Origin of the sequence: Desemzia sp. FAM 23989, from assembly GCF_045528345.1 — a bacterium.
Taxonomy (GTDB): Bacteria; Bacillota; Bacilli; order Lactobacillales; family Carnobacteriaceae; genus Desemzia.
Genome location: NZ_JBGQQT010000011.1, coordinates 1 through 17,897, shown reverse-complemented (window position 1 = coordinate 17,897; position 17,897 = coordinate 1). Strand labels below are relative to the sequence as shown.

At 37.0% G+C, this 17,897-nt stretch carries 13 protein-coding genes; 8 read left to right on the top strand and 5 right to left on the bottom strand.

What is annotated here, in order from left to right; all coding sequences use genetic code 11:
* Positions 1-302: 302 nt before the first annotated feature.
* The 4 genes from ACEN36_RS07660 to ACEN36_RS07645 all read right to left on the bottom strand — a co-directional run bounded on the left by ACEN36_RS07660 (position 303) and on the right by ACEN36_RS07645 (position 5,792).
* Positions 303-1,295 carry a ring-cleaving dioxygenase gene (locus ACEN36_RS07660; RefSeq protein ID WP_407126301.1) on the bottom strand — a complete coding sequence of 331 codons (993 nt, stop codon included), beginning with the start codon at positions 1,293-1,295 and terminating at the stop codon, positions 303-305.
* Between the two features lies 1 nt (position 1,296).
* The gene (locus ACEN36_RS07655) at positions 1,297-2,199 is read right to left on the bottom strand and encodes a VOC family protein (RefSeq protein WP_407126300.1); all 903 of its coding nucleotides are present in this window, start codon (positions 2,197-2,199) and stop codon (positions 1,297-1,299) included.
* Positions 2,200-2,404: 205 nt separating this feature from the next.
* Complete coding sequence (locus tag ACEN36_RS07650; protein WP_407126299.1) at positions 2,405-3,439, bottom strand: lactonase family protein; 1,035 nt, start codon at positions 3,437-3,439, stop codon at positions 2,405-2,407.
* 247 nt (positions 3,440-3,686) lie between these two features.
* Positions 3,687-5,792 carry a CDP-glycerol glycerophosphotransferase family protein gene (locus ACEN36_RS07645; protein WP_407126298.1) on the bottom strand — a complete coding sequence of 702 codons (2,106 nt, stop codon included), beginning with the start codon at positions 5,790-5,792 and terminating at the stop codon, positions 3,687-3,689.
* 216 nt (positions 5,793-6,008) lie between these two features.
* Here ACEN36_RS07645 and ACEN36_RS07640 point away from each other — a divergent pair, with 216 nt between their 5' ends.
* The 5 genes from ACEN36_RS07640 to ACEN36_RS07620 all read left to right on the top strand — a co-directional run bounded on the left by ACEN36_RS07640 (position 6,009) and on the right by ACEN36_RS07620 (position 12,334).
* A complete protein-coding gene (locus ACEN36_RS07640; RefSeq protein WP_407126297.1) occupies positions 6,009-6,374 on the top strand; it encodes a PTS glucitol/sorbitol transporter subunit IIA in 366 nt (121 codons plus the stop codon).
* 47 nt (positions 6,375-6,421) lie between these two features.
* Complete coding sequence (locus ACEN36_RS07635; RefSeq protein WP_407126296.1) at positions 6,422-7,642, top strand: AI-2E family transporter; 1,221 nt, start codon at positions 6,422-6,424, stop codon at positions 7,640-7,642.
* Positions 7,643-8,110: 468 nt separating this feature from the next.
* The gene (locus ACEN36_RS07630; protein WP_407096534.1) at positions 8,111-8,785 is read left to right on the top strand and encodes a TetR/AcrR family transcriptional regulator; all 675 of its coding nucleotides are present in this window, start codon (positions 8,111-8,113) and stop codon (positions 8,783-8,785) included.
* Positions 8,757-10,478: an ABC transporter ATP-binding protein gene (locus ACEN36_RS07625; protein ID WP_407096533.1), complete on the top strand. Its 1,722-nt coding sequence runs from the start codon at positions 8,757-8,759 to the stop codon at positions 10,476-10,478. The genes ACEN36_RS07630 and ACEN36_RS07625 overlap by 29 nt, the downstream gene beginning before the upstream one ends.
* On the top strand, positions 10,478-12,334 hold the full coding sequence (locus ACEN36_RS07620) for an ABC transporter ATP-binding protein (RefSeq protein ID WP_407126295.1): 1,857 nt from the start codon (positions 10,478-10,480) through the stop codon (positions 12,332-12,334). Before ACEN36_RS07625 ends, ACEN36_RS07620 begins: the two co-directional genes overlap by 1 nt.
* Positions 12,335-12,755: 421 nt before the next feature.
* On the opposite strand, the gene ACEN36_RS07615 is transcribed toward ACEN36_RS07620, so the two are convergent.
* A complete protein-coding gene (locus ACEN36_RS07615) occupies positions 12,756-13,733 on the bottom strand; it encodes a tocopherol cyclase family protein (protein ID WP_407126294.1) in 978 nt (325 codons plus the stop codon).
* Between the two features lie 255 nt (positions 13,734-13,988).
* On the opposite strand from ACEN36_RS07615, the gene eis reads away from it, so the two are divergent.
* From eis to manA, 3 genes are all read left to right on the top strand, one after another.
* On the top strand, positions 13,989-15,182 hold the full coding sequence (eis, locus tag ACEN36_RS07610; protein ID WP_407102601.1) for an enhanced intracellular survival protein Eis: 1,194 nt from the start codon (positions 13,989-13,991) through the stop codon (positions 15,180-15,182).
* 58 nt (positions 15,183-15,240) lie between these two features.
* Positions 15,241-16,278, top strand: a complete 1,038-nt coding sequence (locus tag ACEN36_RS07605) for a serine hydrolase domain-containing protein (protein WP_407096529.1) — start codon at positions 15,241-15,243, stop codon at positions 16,276-16,278.
* Positions 16,279-16,368: 90 nt separating this feature from the next.
* Positions 16,369-17,328, top strand: a complete 960-nt coding sequence (gene manA, locus ACEN36_RS07600; RefSeq protein WP_407096528.1) for a mannose-6-phosphate isomerase, class I — start codon at positions 16,369-16,371, stop codon at positions 17,326-17,328.
* Positions 17,329-17,897: the final 569 nt, after the last annotated feature.

The window sequence follows — 17,897 nt, the reverse complement described above, 5'->3', positions numbered from 1 at the left end:
AGATTATTTGCTGAAAATAGAATAGATTTTCTATCGGAGCTAAGCGAGACACTCCACACACTTTAGTAGAGCTACAAGGCCTAGCAATTTTGCAAAAAAGATAAAACTTGATTGGAGTAAAAAGAACCTCATTCAAATTTCCCTATTTTCTTGTCGTGTCTACCAAACAACCTCCGCATCCTTCAGTCCAGTTGCAGTCGCTTGACTCTCGGTAAAATCATTCTCTTTTTTGAGGACAAAAAAGCGTCCTCTAAAAAGAGAATAGATTTTCCTGTCGAGTCAGAGCAGCGACTTCCACATGCTTAATTAAAGTATTCTTTTTCGAATGTTTTGGTGCTTCTTACTGTGTCGATAGGGCGGACTAATTTTTCGATTTCTTCGCGGTTGTTCCTGAATTTAGGAGGTAACGCTAATGTTTCTCCTAAAATTTCTAATGATTCTTCATCATCCACGAATCCTGGTTCGTCAGTCGCTAATTCGAATAGAACTCCAGGGTAGATATTTGTATACGTTGATTCAAAGTAGAAGCGGTCTACATAACCTGAATTTGGCAAGTTGAAACTTTGCATACGTTCTGTCCAAGCGTCTAACATGTCGCGATCTTTTACACGGAAGGCCACGTGATGGACGCTACCGTATCCTTGTTGAGCACGTGGTAAAATAGTGCTTGGTTCTACAATGATTTGAGCACCATTCCCGCCAAATTCGCCTACTTCAAACTGATGGTATTGGCCTTCTTGAGCGATTTCTTTAAAGAACATTACTTTTTCAAGAACTTCTTTCATATAGGTAAAGTTAGAAACTCTAAAGAAGATAGGACCTAACCCGGTAATTCCGTATTCATTTGGAACAGGACCTTTTTGCCAAGGAGTTCCTGAATCGATTCCGTTGTCGTTTTCATCAGAAAGCAATGAATATTGTTGTTCATCAAAATCTTCAAACCATAAAACTTTCACGCCAAACATTTCTTTGATTTCATCGTGTTTCACATTGTAATGATCGAAACGTTTTACCCAGTAATCTAAAGCTTCATCGCTGGGGACACGTAAAGATGTGCGGGAAATAGTATCTGTACCTTTAGAGCCTTTTGGAATTCCTGGGAAATCAAAAAAGGTCATATCTGTACCTGCAGTACCTTTATCGTCTGCAAAAAATAAGTGATACGTTTGAATATCGTCTTGATTGACTGTTTTTTTCACTAAACGCATACCTAATACGTTTGTAAAAAATGCATAGTTTTTTTCGGCACTACTTGTAATAGCTGTGACGTGATGGATGCCATGAAATTGTTCCATGTTAAAATTCCTCCAATTGAGCTTCGATTTCAGCTCGTTTATTTTCTAAAAAGCTTGGTAAAGCTAGTGTTGCTGCTAATGATTCAAGGGATTCATCTATTGTAAATCCTGGTCCCTTAGTGGCGATTTCAATTCTTAGACCATTTGGATCGGTGACATATAAGCTCTTGAAATAGTCTCGATCTAGATACAATTCAATCGGTAAATTCATATCTAAGGCTTTTTGATGTAATGTCTCCAAATCTTCAACGGTGTTTATACTATAAGCAATGTGATCCATTGACCCATGTCCCAAACGCGACTTGTTGGTACTGCTAGAAGCTTCTACAGTTGTTGTGAATTGATTGGAAGGATTATAGACATAATTACATCCGCCTTCTCGTTGTAACCCTAAGAAGGAAGTCAAAAAGTCTAAAGTTGCTTCAGGATTTACTACACGAATCAAAACTTCACTTAATCCGATGATCTGCATTTCTCTAGGGATAGAAGAATGAGAAACAGCATTATCAGCAGTAATCACACTTTCGGATTCTCTCAAGGCAAGAGGCATACCATCCTCATCTTTAAAGAAGAGAGAGGCCTTATCGAATGAGTGCTCAATAGATACTTCATGTTTTGCCAAACGATCTTTCCAGAAGGATAAACTGCCTTTTGGTATGTCTAATGTGATAGTGGAAAAATAATTGTCTTCGTTATAAGCTCTTCCAGAATTCTTAAGTTCAAAAAAGGTTAACTGAGTACCGGGATTAGCGTTGTAATCTCCATAGAATAAATGTCTCATAGCTATATTTTGTTGATTAACGGTATTTTTTACAAATCGCAAGCCTAATAAATCTACATAGAATGCATGATTTTTTTTGGATGATTTGGTAATCGCTGAGATATGATGAATGCCAGTAATCAAGATAATTCTCCTTTCAAAAACACAATCGAACTTAACGACAAATGAAGTATAGCATAATCAAAAACATGCTTACAATAAATAAGTTTAAATTAGAGATATTCTATTTAGTAATTTTCAAAAAATGTTCATATATTAAAGGGAAATATACAAAGAAAAGAACTAATCAAGCTTTTCAGCAAAATTAGTTCTTTTTAAGGTTATTCCTTTATGCAAATGTCACGCCAACAACTTCAGGAGCGTAAATGTCTTTTTCAAGCAACGTTAATTTACCAGTTTCGCTGTTTCGTTCAAATAAAGTCAAGTTGTCAGAATCTTGATGTCCGACGACTACGAATTGATTGGTTGGGTCTAAATTAAAATCACGCGGCGTTTTTCCTTCTGTAGGAACATACTCTACGATTTCCAAAGTGCCGTCATTTGGCGACACAGCAAAAACAGCAATAGAATCATGTCCACGATTCGAAGCATACACAAATTTTCCATCGTTAGAAATACGGATAGCTGCTCCCCATTTGAATTCTTCTCGATCTTCAGGAACACTGGAGATTGTTTGAATATGTTCAAAAGACCCATTTGAACTATCGTAATCCAATACGACTACTTCACTGCTCAATTCTCCAAATACATAAGCTTTAGTGCCATCTTGAGAGAAGATGATGTGACGCGGACCAGTACCAGGCTTGGTATGATAGCGGCTGACTTCTGTTAATTCACCTTCGTCACTGATTGAGTAAGCGTAGATCTCATCTGTTCCTAAATCACAAGCAACAACGAATTTTTTATCCGGTGTTAGATCGATAAAATGAGCATGAGGACCATCTTGATTTTCGTGAACACCAGAACCTTCATGCTGAACTCTGTCTGCCAGAGAAATAGAGCCATCATTGGATGTGTGGTAAACGGATAACGTTCCGTTTCCGTAATGCGCGGCATAAACTAATGAACGTTCTTTATCATATGAAACGTAGCAAGGAGATGCAGTATCGTCAGTAGCAGCGGATACTCTTTCTAGAATACCATCGTTTGCAACTTTGAACATACCGACACCATTTCCGCTATCTTCTCTTAAAATTCCATATAAATATGAATTGTCATCATTTAAAGCAAGATAAGTAGGGTTTCCAGCCTCTGCCAACAACTTCAACTGTCCTAATGTTTTAGTTTCTGTATCTAAGACGATTTCATAGATCCCTTTACTTTCCTTTTTTGTATAAGTACCTAAATAAATGGTTTCTTTCATTGATAATCCTCCTATTAACTTACATTTCACATACAAAATCAGTATAGCATAAAACTAAGAAAACGGAATCAAAAACAGTTTAAGAAATCAGAACGTGGAGAAAATAGTCTGATTTTCGTAGACGACACTTTTCCCATTTAACTGAGTGTCTTTTTCCACCTGTAAAGATCGGTTCTGTAAGCATAATCTCAAAAAAATACCCAGAAACTGAAATTTTGATTTCAGTTTCTGGGTATTCTTCGTTTTACTATAATAATTCAGTGACAGCCTTAAAGATGCGTTCGCTAGAATGTGTATCTGGGTAATAGAGCAAAGCATCTGCTTTTTGACGGTTTTTACGAGATTGTTTGAAATCCTGTTCTGCAAGCTGCTGCATCAAATAAAGCAAGCTGTTTTGTGAAGTAGCTATTTCTCCAGGCAATTCATTCAAATAAGCTTGACGCAGAAAAGCCGACTCTGTATTTTTTTTGAACGGTAATTCTGGTTGATAAAATAAGACTGGAATACCAATAAAACTAGCATCAAAAGCGAGTGGATGTTGATCTGTAATAAAGATCCTGCTTGATTTCAATAAGTCCAAGGTATCCATTTGACTTTGCAAAACAACCTCGCAATTCAACTGTTGAAATTTACCCGTAAAATCTTTCATAGCATCTGGCAGTGCGATGACAGGAGTAAGATAGTGTCTGTCAACAAAATCCATAAACTCAGATTGTTGTACTAGAGTAAGCAGAGCTACAGCTGTTTCGCCTATAAGTTCTTTTTGACCGTATTTTCCAATGGGAAATTCTTGTGGGCAAATCACTACATTAGAAGCTATCTCTAAAGAAGAGCTTTTGCTTAACAATGCGTCAAACCGAGCTAACCCAGTTAATCGAATACTATTTTCTGGATAACCGAGTGTCTGTTGCAAATAGCGTTCCTCTATTTTGGAACTGGCTAAAACTAAGTCTGTTCGGAAATTTTTAGTGCTGTATCCTAAAGTTTCACTGACATCTTCTAGACCAAGGACATTTTTTTGTAAAAGTACTTTTTTAGCACGAATAAAATCTAGCTGCATTGGGCTGCGTGAAGGATACAAGTCATAAGGAGAGTCTGTAAATAATAAGACCTGTGCCGCCAACAATGTGTCAATGTAGGCTTTAGATTTAAATTCTATTAAATGCTCAGCATCGTAAGCATAAGCTTTTTCATAATCTGGTGAGTGGATGTCCAGCACATAGTACACCGCTTGATCAGGATGATTTTCTCTCAGATAGCAGAAGAACGCCCAGCCGTTATTTTTAGCTTGCATTGGTTTTTCACCAATCACCCAAATGTTTTTCTTTTGATTGATTGGCGACTTGACTAATGAGAGCGGCGCTATTTCCTTATAGTAAGCGTAAATATCTTTCTTGTATTTGGTGAAAGCGAAAGATAAGGCTTGCTGAGAGCCTTGGAGTTTTAGTGCCCAGATAAAAGTAGTTCTGCCATAAGAGATGGCGAGGTCTTTGTAAATATTTTTAGGAAGAGTGACGCCTTGAGTGGTCAGCGGAATGCTCACTGGGCTGTAAAGACCGTTTAGATACAACTCAAGATAAAGATCGAAGTCTTCATCGTCAAATTTTTCAACCAACAGCTTTCGTACAAAAGTTTGCATATTTAGAGAAAAAGAGTACTGGTAATGATTTAAATGAGTGCTTTTTTCTTGTTTTTCTAAAGTGTGATTAGTTGAAAAGGGGTATTCTTTCCCAGAACGTTTTCCAACTAAAACAACACCTACCTGATTGAGCGTAAAAGCTTTTAAAGCCAGCTTTCCAGTAACTGCAAATTCTGTTTTAGCTAATTTGATGATGTCCAATTCATGATGAGCAAAATATTGACTGCTCGGAACAGGGATATTTAATGCGATGCTAAAGACTTCATCTGTTTCTGTGAAGTACGGAATAAAGACTTGTTTTCGATAGATCGTTTGGCTTAGTCCAAAAGCATCAAATTGATCAAAAAGGGACAAAGCTAAAGGAAAGTCTTGTTCAAATCTTTCTTCGTCAACTTTCCAGCTTAAGGTAAAATAAAAACGAATAGTTTCATTCATAGCTGATTCACTGACCGGAGCCAATAGTTCTGCTAAGGGAAGCAGCAGACGATAAGTATTCTGTTGGGTTTTTGTTGCTTCATATACAACTGTTTTATCAGACGAATTGTAATGAGCGGAAAAATTTTCAAATGCATAGGTTAATTTATTCGAAAGAGACATAGTAATTTCATAAGCTTCTTCTTCTGTACGAACAGAAAAAGTAGGGTGTTTGATGTTTTGAAAAATCGGTAAATTTTTGGATTGGTTTGTTTCGTGCTGCGGATTATCTTGAGACATCTTTATACCTCCAGTAACTCAAATATTCTTCACTTTATCATACCAGTCTAGATTAATAGTTACAAACGGATTCATGCAAGTTTAAGGGTTAAATTTGAAAGAATAAAGATTTATACAGAAATTAAAAAAATAATACAGCTTCTTTAGTAAAGAAGTTGGGAATATGCTAAAATTGAACTATCAATATAGTAGATGGAAAGCGAAAGGATGAAGTGTATGTTAGTAACTAAAATTACCGCTATTGGTGAAAGTGCCATCAGTCAAAAAGATCCGTTGATTATTTTATTTGGGGAGCAGGCAACGGAGGAATTACGGAAAGTATCTGTGATTCAAAGTGCTATTTCTAACGAACAACCTGTTTCATTAAAACCAGAAGGAAAGATCTTATTTGGAGATCAGGAATATACGATCTTGTATGTTGGTACTTTGGCGAATGAGAATTTAAATTCAATTGGGCATGTTACATTAAATTTTGCTCAACCACCTGAAGCAAAAGAAAATCGTATTGAGAATGGAGTATATCTAAGTCCTTTTGAACTGCCCGAATTAATCATTGGGTCAAAGATCACTTACGCTGAATAGAATACAGTCAAAAATTTAGAAGTTGAGCTAGAGAGGATGATTGACTGTTGAAAAGAGAACCTAATATAGAAAATAATAAGGTTACGGTGAATTGGTTTAAGAGATGGTTTTTAAGCAACAAAGTAGTCGCTATTTTATTGGTCCTTTTATTGATTTTAATAAATATATTTGTTTTTAGTAAAGTTTCTTATGTGCTGGATCCGCTAAAAGGATTTTTTGAGATTGTGGGATTGCCGGTAATTTTTTCGGTGATTTTGTATTACTTATTAAATCCAGTGATTGATTGGCTGGAGGCTAAAAAAATCCCTCGTGTTTATGGCATTACCATTGTTTTCTTGGTTATCTTAGGATTGCTCATATGGGGAGTCACTACCCTCATTCCTCTGATTCGAAATCAGCTGTCTAGTTTAGTAACCAATTGGCCAGACTATTGGAACAACATCACTCTGCAAATAGAAGGGCTGATTCGAAGTGAAGAATTCTCACAAATTCAGAATCAATTCCAAGAGTTTAACGAGAATCTTATGAATACCTTATCTGCACAAGCAAACGTGGTATTGGATTCCACCTTCTCAGGGATAGGCAGTGTTGTAGGGACTATCACAAGTATTGTCATTGCTATTTTTACGATGCCGTTTATTCTATTTTATCTCTTAAAAGATGGAAAAAAAATCCCTGTGTATTTATTGAAATTTGTACCTACAAAAATTCGGACCAAAACGTACCGGGTGATGACTGAAATGAACCTTCAAATCAGCCAGTATGTTAGGGGCCAGCTGCTGGTAGCTCTATGTGTCAGCATTATGTTCTGGGCAGGGTTTGCTATTATTGGTTTGGAGTTCGCAGCTACTTTGGGAATCATAGCCGGATTTTTAAACATCATACCTTATTTAGGATCGTTCGTAGCTACAGTACCGGCTTTAGTAGTAGCTTTAGTGGATTCTCCCAGCATGTTGGTAAAAGTACTGATTGTTTTTGCGATTGAACAGATCGTTGAAGGACGTGTAATCTCACCGCAAATTTTGGGTTCTAATCTAAAGATGCACCCGATCACGATCATTTTTGTTCTGTTGACCGGGGGGAAATTATTCGGAGTTGTAGGTGTTTTATTTGGTATTCCAGGTTATGCGATTTTAAAAATTATTGTGGTCCATATTTTTCAGTGGTACCATGATTACTCCAGTTTATACGAAAATGAAGACAGTTATCGTCCTGCAGATATTATCCGACGGGAAACGATTCAAAATAAGGAAACTGAAGAATCCTAATAAAAAATGTTCTTCATTTTCTAACATGGGTAAAGAATCTTCCTCCGGCCTATGGGGTTGCTTATGGAACTCCTTGAGCCGAAACCCACGTCTCAAGGCTTGCGAGCGTTGCCGAAGCCGTTGGAGTGATAACGATGTACGGATATGGTATGCGTAGCGGAGAACAAACTCCGAGTAAAAGCTTCAGCTTTTACTCGGGATTAATTCCCATTGCATCCTTATTCATGGTTATAAGCAACCCCATACTCCTATAGAAATTTCTGAGAATGTGTTTCTAATAGGGTAAGAGTTAAAAAGAAGTATATTTTTTACTTACCAATGTCTAATAGCGTAGAACCAAAAAAATTATGTAAACACGCATCGTAAAAGGTGCGTGCTTTTTTATTGCAACGTGACAAGTTGTCATATATAATGGTTGGATGCTGTATGAGAGTAGGATAAGAATATAGGAAGAAAGGAGCTTTTGATGTGCCTACTAAAACATTTTTTAATCTAAGCGATGAAAAAAGAGAGCGACTGATAGTTGCTGCAACGAAAGAATTTTCAGAAAAATCGTTGAATGAAGCTTCTATTAATACGATTATCAAAAACGCCGCCATTTCTAGAGGAAGTTTTTATCAATACTTTGAAAACAAAGAAGATTTGTATTTTTATATTGTGAAAACAATCGAGTCTGATACGAAAGAACTTTTGAAAAGAGAGTTTGAAAAAGCAGACGGTGATTTGTTTATTGGTTTTCGTAATTATTTTCCGCAATTATTGACCAGAATGATGGAAGAATCACATACAAATTTTTACAAACAGTTATTTTTGCATATGGATTATCGGGCGACCAAAGAAGTGGCTCCAGAAGACTTCTCTAGTAGTGAAGAAGATTTCACAGAAACAAACCAAAGCGTTTGTAGTCTGATAAACACGGATCTATTACACGTTGATTCGATACAAGAATTAAACAAGTTACTGCGCTTGGTTCTTTCGATCATGATGCACGAAATCATAGAAGGATTTGCAAGAGACTATTCGCAAGAAAAAATCAGAATCAATTTTTGCCAAAAATTAAACTGGCTGGAATTTGGAGCTAAAAAGCCAAAAACGGATGCGGAGGAAATAAACAGTGTTAAAATTAGCCAAAAAAATGAATAAATGGTCAATAGCTGCTGCTGTAGTTTTTATGATCATCCAAGTTTTAGGAGATTTAATTCTTCCAACTTTAACGGCAGATATTATTGACAACGGAGTAGCCAATGGAGACGTTGATTATATTCTGAATGTTGGATTAAAAATGATCTTTATGTCGCTTATCGCTATTGCGGGTGCTGTAGCCAATGTTTTTGTAGCTGCTAGAGAATCACAAGGATTAGGTAAAAAAATACGAAATGAGGTATTTCGTAAAGTAACTCATTTCTCAAATGATGAACTGGATGAAGTGGGAACGGCTTCTTTGATTACCAGAACCACGAATGACGTTGTTCAGGTACAAATGGTTGTTCTGATGATGTTGCGGTTGATGATTATGGCTCCTATTATGATGGTTGGAGCAGGATTTTTTGCGTTCACTCGTGAGCCGCAATTAGCGAGAGCCTTTTTGATTTCAATCCCTTTACTAGCTGTTTTGATTGCGGTTATCATGCATTTTGCAGTGCCTTACTTCAAATCTATGCAACGAAAAACAGATAAATTAAACTTGGTTTTTCGAGAAGGTTTAACAGGCGTTCGTGTTGTTAGAGCGTTTAGAAAAGACAAGCATGAGCAAAACCGATTTGATGAAGCTAATAAAGATTATGCAGATACAGCTATTAAAGCCTTTACTTACATGGCTTTTTTAATGCCTGCAATGACCGTGGTTGTCAGTATTACCAATATTATGATCATATGGTTTGGTGGAGATTTAATCAGTACTGGACAAATGGAAGTTGGAAATTTGGTTACATTTATGACCTATGCTATGCAGATTTTGATCAGTGTGATGCAAGTGGCTTTTATCTTCATGTTTATTCCTCGTGGGCAAGTTTCGGCAGCTCGGATCAATGAAGTATTGGAATTAAAAAGTACGATAAAAGATCCATCTGCAGCTAAATCAGTTGCTGAACAAAAAGAAATTTCATTTGAATTTGATCATGTCAGTTTCCGTTACACTGGGGCTGAAAAATCAGCTTTAGAAGACATTGATTTTAAAGTTGAAAAAGGCGAGACCATTGCGATTATCGGAGGTACGGGTTCAGGTAAATCTACTTTGGCTAATTTGATCCCTCGTTTTTACGATGTGGAATCTGGAAGTATAAAAATCAACGGTACAGATATTAGAGATTTCACCCAACATGATCTGCGGACGTTGATGGGGTATGCCCCTCAAAAGGCAGTGCTGTTCACTGGTACTATCCGTGAAAATATGCAGTACGGAAAACCAGAGGCTACGGATGAAGAAATATGGCATGCCTTGGAGATCGCCCAAGCAAAAGATTTTGTGGGAAAAATGCCCAAAGGATTGGATGCACAGGTTGAACAAGGTGGAGGAAACTTCTCGGGAGGTCAACGTCAACGGTTGAGTATTGCTCGCGCACTAGTTTCTAAAGCAGATATTTTATTGTTCGATGATTCTTTCTCTGCATTAGATTTTAAAACAGATGCCGTTTTAAGAGCTGCACTTAAAAAAGAAACCATTGAATCAGTAGTGATCATTATAGCGCAACGAATCAGCAGTGTTGTTGATGCGGACCTTATTATTGTTCTGGATGAAGGGAAAATGGTTGGCAAAGGAACCCATGAACAATTAAAAGAAACGAACCCAACCTATCAAGAAATTATGGAATCTCAAATGAGGGGAGAAGATATATAATGGAAAACAGCAAGAGCAACAAAGAACGATTGAATCCCAGAAAAGCGAAGCATTTCTGGGGAACCTTGAGACGTTTAACGACTTATATGTCTACTCGTATTTGGGGAGTGATACTAGTACTCGTCTTAACTATTGCAGCGACTATTTTTACCACTCTGACGCCTAAAATTTTAGGTCAAGCCACCACTGAGATATTCAGAGGTTACCAAGAGGGGATGGCTCTAAGAGCTGCTGGTCAGACGGTTGATGTATTGCCGATTGATTTTGAATTGATTATGCAAATTCTGTTGACCGTTTTTGTCTTGTATATATCTGCCGGGCTGTTCAGATATTTCCAACAATTCACTATGGCTCGTATTGGCCAACGAACGGTATATGATTTGCGAAAAGATTTAAAAGCCAAAATGAGTCGTATGCCGATCAGTTACTATGATACACATTCAAATGGAGATATCATGTCTCGGGCTGTAAACGATATGGACCAAATTGCCAATACTTTACAACAATCGCTGACTCAATTCGTTCAAAGTATTGTTCAATTTGTCGCTGTACTCGTCATGATGTTGAGTATCAGTCTACAGTTGACTATTGTCTCCTTTATTATCGTAGTATTGAGTGCTGTTTTTGTGTCGGTCATTGCACCGAGAGCCCAAAAAATGTTTGCTAAACAACAAAAAGAATTGGGTATTTTAAATGATCAAGTAGAAGAGATTTATTCAGGACATGCGGTTGTAAAAATTTACAATCATGAAGAATCGGAAATTGAAAAATTTGAAAAGCAAAATGAGTCTTACTATGAGGCCTCTTGGAAAGCTCAATTTTTAACGGGACTTATGATGCCGTTGATTTCATTTGCTCGTAATATCGGGTATTTGGCTGTAGCGGTACTAGGTGGGATCAATGTCGCGAATGGGACGATGACATTAGGTAATGTTCAAGCTTTCTTACAATACGTGAACCAATTCTCACAGCCGATGAGAGATATCGCTAATTTATCGAACACTATTCAAGCGACAGTTGCTTCTGCTGAACGTGTTTTTGAGGTGCTAGATGAACCGGAAATGGATTTGGAACACTCTAATATTAAACCGTTGCAAGATTCTCCTTACAAAATCCAATTTGAGCATGTTCAGTTTGGTTATGGTGGTCCTAATGAGCCATTATTGATGAATGACTTTAACTTAGACGTTAAAGAAGGCGAAATGATAGCCGTTGTGGGTCCTACAGGTGCAGGCAAATCAACATTGATTAATTTGTTGGAGCGTTTTTATGATATCAAAGGCGGAAGCATCAAGTTAAATGGTGTAGATACGAGAGATATTACAAGAGAAGAATTGCGTTCGCATTTTGCGATGGTTCTTCAAGATACTTGGTTGTTTAATGGGACTATTTTGGAAAATCTTCGATATGGTAGTGAAGAATATGCCGATTCTGAGGAAAAGATATTTGAAGCAGCAAAAGCAGCTCACGTAGATGATTTTGTACGTAAGCTGCCTCATGGATACGACACGATTTTGAATGAAGAAGCCAGTAATATCTCTCAAGGCCAACGTCAGTTGATCACTATCGCACGCGCATTTTTTGCAGATCCTGAAATTTTGATTCTTGATGAAGCTACTTCCAGTGTCGATACACGTACGGAAGTTTTGATCCAACGTGCAATGGCAAAACTGCTGAAAGGAAGAACCAGTTTTGTAATCGCTCATCGATTGTCTACAATTCGTGATGCCGATAAAATCATCGTCATGGATCAAGGTGACGTGATCGAAACAGGAAATCATGATGAATTGATGGAGAAAAATGGATTTTACGCTGATCTTTACAATGCACAGTTTGCAAACTCTGCACCAGCTTAAGCTATAAGATAAGGCTCTTCCTCTTCTAACGTTGGTAAAGAAATTTCCTCCGGCCTATGGGTTGCTTATGGAACGCCATGGGAACGCCTTGATCCAAAAACCGCGTTTCAAGACTTACAAGCGTTGCCGAAGCCGTTGGAGCGCTAGCGACGTACGGATATGGTATGCGCAGCACAGCGGAGAACAAACTCCGAGTAAAAGTTGAAGCTTAACTCGAGATAATTCTTATTGCATCCTTTTCATGGCTATAAGCATCCCCATATTCCTCCAGAAATTTTTAGAACTGAGTTTCTAATAGAGTTAGAATTAAAAAGAAGTGTATTTTCTACTTACCAACGTCAAATGTTGTAGAACCTAAGATAAACTAAACAAAAACAAGAGCTTAGTCGTTTTTTTGGCTAAGCTCTTGTTTTTGTTTTACCTACTTTTCCATCTTGTATCCGACTATTTCCATACCACACATTTTTCCTTGGTCTTCATAAGTTTGTTGAGTGTGAAAATCTTCTAATTTAATGTAAATAGAATTAGAAAAACCTTCTTTGATTGGAAGAGACATTGATCCTTTTTTGGGGGCGATTAGTTCACCAAATTGAGAAGGTTGAGCGCTAATAGTCAGCCGAGCATGAGTATTCTCCAAAACAATTTTAATTTTTTGAGAAGTTAACTGCTCGATGGACATTTTGCTTCTATTATAAGTGGCAAACCTATATTCCCTTTGATGAACCAGTAGATTACAAATAAAACCTTCGAAAACAGCCTTCATAAATGGGATATCTGCTACAGAGAAAAACAAACTAGTTTCTGTATTTGTAAAGGTATTGCTTTGAAGCCAGAGATATTGTTTAGGAAAAGAAGTTCCCCAATCTTTTTCTATATATCCTGTCCCTTCTGTAAAATCAATTAAACGGTGATTGATTTTGACATAACCGCTTAAATGGTGCTTCATACTAATAACTCCATGATAACATTCCATAAATGGAACATAAGAGAATGGACCCATAATAGTTGGATTTAAGGTGGATTTCTTAATAGGGTATAAATGAGCTAACCTAAAAGACCCTTTGATGGTCAGTCCTTCTTTTTTTAACAATACAGAAACCTTGTCTTCGCTAAAAGTATTGGGACCGATTTGAACTTGAAATGGTTTATCTCGAGAAATAAATTGATCAAGAGGGTAACGAAAATAGTCTGTTTTTATAAGAGGATGATTCTCATTATCTTTTGTCACTGAAATGTATTGAACAAAACAATGTTTGTCATTATCATTTAAACTGATACCTGGAATAAAACTGATTAGTTCATTTTCGTCTTTAGTGACTTGTTTAAAATACCAGCCTTCAAAGTAGTGCTTTTTGTCTAAATTTCCTTGAAATAAAATAGGATTCATTGTTTTAAACATCTATACACCTCCAAACCATTGTCAATAGAAGACAACGTGACTTTTATTTAGTATAGCGTTTATTCCACTAAAAAGTCGATTTGAAAGCTCAGAGAGTCAGATGCAGGGTTAAACGAAATTAATTTATTTTCTCTCATTTAATATTGACTCAGACATGAATATCTTAAGGAAACTAAAGGCTTCTGGTTACCAAAATTCTTGCAAATTATGCTACGATAATAGATGATGAAATAAACTGAAGAGAGGTGCAAAGAGATGAGCAATGTAAAAAGACTTACCCAAGAAAATTTTGAAGAAGCCTACGATTTGGCTGCGTATGCATTTAATTTTGATTCAGACAGTACTTCGAAAGAAAAATTTCGTTCTTTTTTTGATACAGCGGATACATTTGGGACTTTTCACGATGAAGAGTTAAGCAGTCAACTGCAGGTTCTGCCTTTGGAAATTTATCTTCATGGAGCAGTCTTGTCTATGGGCGGAATTGGTTTTGTTTCCAGCTATCCTGAGACAAGAGGGATGGGAAGTATCAAAAAACTATTTGTAGAAGTTTTAAATGACATGAAGACTAAAGGGATGGTTCTCTCTTATCTTGATCCTTTTTCATACCCTTTTTATCGAAAGTTTGGTTACGAGGTCGCTTTCAATGAAGTCAGATATGAAATAGCTGCTGCAAACTTGCCTAGAACAGAAACGTATGAAGGCAGTGTCACACGAGCAAAATGGAATACAGCTAAAGAACAACTGAAAAAAATATACCAAGATAAATGTGCTGAAACGATTGGACCAATCAAACGATCAGACTGGAGTTGGGAGCGTAAAGTTGAACAGCATAAAATGCAAAAAATAGCTTTTTATGAAGATGCTGCCAATCAGCCAAAAGGGTATGTCATCTACCATTTTAATACAGCAGAACAGAATCAATTTGTTATTGATGAAATGATTTATTTAGATCAAGAAGCATTTGTTGGATTATGGCAGTTCATAGGCTCACATCAAACATCGTTTGAAAAATTTGTTTACCTAGCGGGTGAAGAGGAATATATTGCGGATATGTTCCCTGAGTTAACAATTAAAAAAGAAGTAAAACCCTTTATGATGGCTCGCATAATCAACATTGAATCCTTTTTGCTGCAATATCCTTTTAAAGAAAAAGCCCAAACCACTCTTTATTTGAGAGTGAAGGACGAAGTGGCCGATTGGAATCAGGGATTGTGGAAAGTGGAACTGAGAACTACCGGACGAAAAGTCACTAAGATGAGGGATGAAAAAAAAGTGAAAGATTCAGATATTTTAACAGCATCTATTCAAACATGGACACAACTCTTTATGAATTCTCGAACTATGGAAGGACTTCACTTTCATCAGAGAATAACTGGGAGTATTCCAGCTGCTGTTGATTTAGCCAACAGAATTCCAAACGGTACTCCTCAATTATATGATCACTTTTGACGATCAATTCAGGTGAGTTAGCTGATGTAAATCAGACAATAAAGAAGGTGGAAAAGAATTGTATCCTGAAACAAGAAAAATAATCCAGAAATTAAGAGAAGAAAAAATCATTCCTGGAACAAGTTACGGTTTTATAGAAGGGGAAAAACAGTATCGTTATAGAGAAGGATATGCTGCTGTTTATCCAGATAAAGAAGCCATTCAAGAAAATCAATTATATGATGTAGCTTCTTTGACAAAAGTCATGATGACGACAACGGTTATTTTACAATTGATCGAAGAAGGTAAAGTGAGACTTGATGAGGCAGTGCAAACTTATCTGCCTGATTTTTCTTCTCCTAAAGTAACGATCAGACACCTTTTGACGCATACCTCAGCCATCAAAGGCTATATTCCAAATCGCGATGCTTTAGCTGAAGAAGAACTGAAAAATTCTATTTTACAGCTTCCGGTTGAGGACACGATTGGAAAACAAGTAGTCTATACCGATACCGGAATGATTTTATTGGGCTTTTTGATTGAAGAGGTTGAAGGAGAAATGTTAACCAAGGTATTTGAAAAAAGAGTTCTCCAACCTTTAAACTTAATGGATTCATCCTTCCATCCTAATCATCCAAGACGTTGTGCTCCTACCGAGATTCATCCAAAGCGTGGTTTGATTCGCGGCGAAGTTCATGATCCGAAAGCTTATGTGCTAGGTGATCATTGTGGGAGTGCAGGACTATTTTCTTCATTAAATGATTGTTTGAAATTTGCTCAAATGATCTTGAATAAAGGCGAATTAGACGGTGTAAGGATTTTACAACAACAAACAGTGGAGAAATTAATGAAAGATTGGACGCCAACAGGTGATTTGAAACGCTCGCTTGGGTGGAATTTAAAAGGGCTAGAGGAGCGTCCTGTTTTATTTCATACGGGATTTACAGGAACGTTTATGCTGTTGGACGTTTATCAGAATAAAGCATTTATCTTTTTATCCAATCGAGTTCATCCTAAAAGTGATACACCGGTTTATTTAAAGAAAAGGGACGAAGTAGTAAATAGTTATTTGCTTGAAAGGAATAAAGTGACAGCAACAGAAGAAGCACCTTTTTGAAACGGTTGCATTGTGTTAAAATAGGAAAGAATAATATAAATAAAAATAACTAAGAATAGTTAAATCAGGATACAAGTAGGAGGAAAAAACGTGATTGAACCATTGTTTTTAGAAGCTGTTATGCAAGAAAAAATTTGGGGTGGATCAAAGCTGAAAGAAGAATTCGGCTATGACATTCCTAGTGATAAAGTAGGAGAATGTTGGGCAATCAGTGCCCACCCAAATGGACCTAGTACCGTGATCAATGGACCTTATAAAGGGTTGAAATTAAATGAAGTGTGGGAACAACATCGAGAAGTGTTCGGAAACGCAGACGGAGAAGTTTTTCCTTTATTGACTAAAATTTTAGACGCTGCTGATGATTTATCTGTCCAAGTTCATCCGGACGATGCTTACGGACTGGAGCACGAAGGGGAATTAGGAAAAACGGAATGCTGGTATGTCATTGATGCTGAAGAAGGTTCAGAAATCATTTATGGTCACCATGCAACCTCAAAAGAAGAACTGAAAGAGATGATCAATAATGGAGAATGGGACAAATTATTGAACCGAGTATCGGTTAAGAAAGGCGACTTTTTCTTTGTCCCAAGCGGCACGATTCATGCTATTGGCGGAGGGATCATGATTCTTGAAACTCAACAATCCAGCGACACCACTTATCGTGTCTATGACTACGATCGTAAAGGTGACGATGGGAAACCAAGAGAGCTTCATTTGAAGCAGTCGGTGGATGTAACAACAGTGCCTAGTATTGACCCTAACTCATCACCTGAAACAGAAACTTATCAAAATGTGAACATCACTACATTTGTAAAAAATGATTTCTTCAATGTGTATGAATGGGAAATCAACGGAGTAGCTACCTTTGAACATACAGCTCCTTATACTTTAGTTAGTGTGCTTGATGGAGAAGGCGAACTGATCATAGATGACTCCAAACTGTACGAACTAAAAAAAGGGATGCACTTTATCCTTCCAAATGACCTAAAAGCATGGTCAATAGATGGAACTTTACAAATCATAGCCTCAACGCCAGGAGAAAAAATATAAGCATGCAACTGAACTAAGCATGTGGAGTGCCTCGTTCAGCTCTGACAGAAACATATATGATTAAAGACAAAAGGCAAGCAAAAACCTGTTTATGGGTATTTGCTTGCCTTTTGAGTTATTCTACTGTGACTAGTAAGTAATAAGTTTTTCCATCTAATAAAGCGTAGACTTGGTGTTCGAATACGATTCATCATTCAGTTGGGCTTAATGATGATAAGAGACGTTTCTTTATCAAACAGGTTAGACATGTGATATTGTTAGCACCTCATATTCCTACAGGAGTATCTATAAGGTCTAGAATTAAAAGACAGTTATTTTTTACCTATCAACAGCAAAAAAATGCGGAAACAGTAAAAGTATTTTGTTTTAAATCGGTTGTTGATACTACATTTTGCTGCAGCAGATAATTGTCTTTTCCATATCCTGCCTGTCAAGCGAAAGTTAAAATGTCCTAAAACCAAGGCTCACATTAATGCAAGCTTTTACTTCGCAAAAGCTTGCATTAATGTGACCGAATTTGTTAAAATTAGTCTTAAGCTGTTTGTTCAGCTTCGTACTCTTCGAGTGTT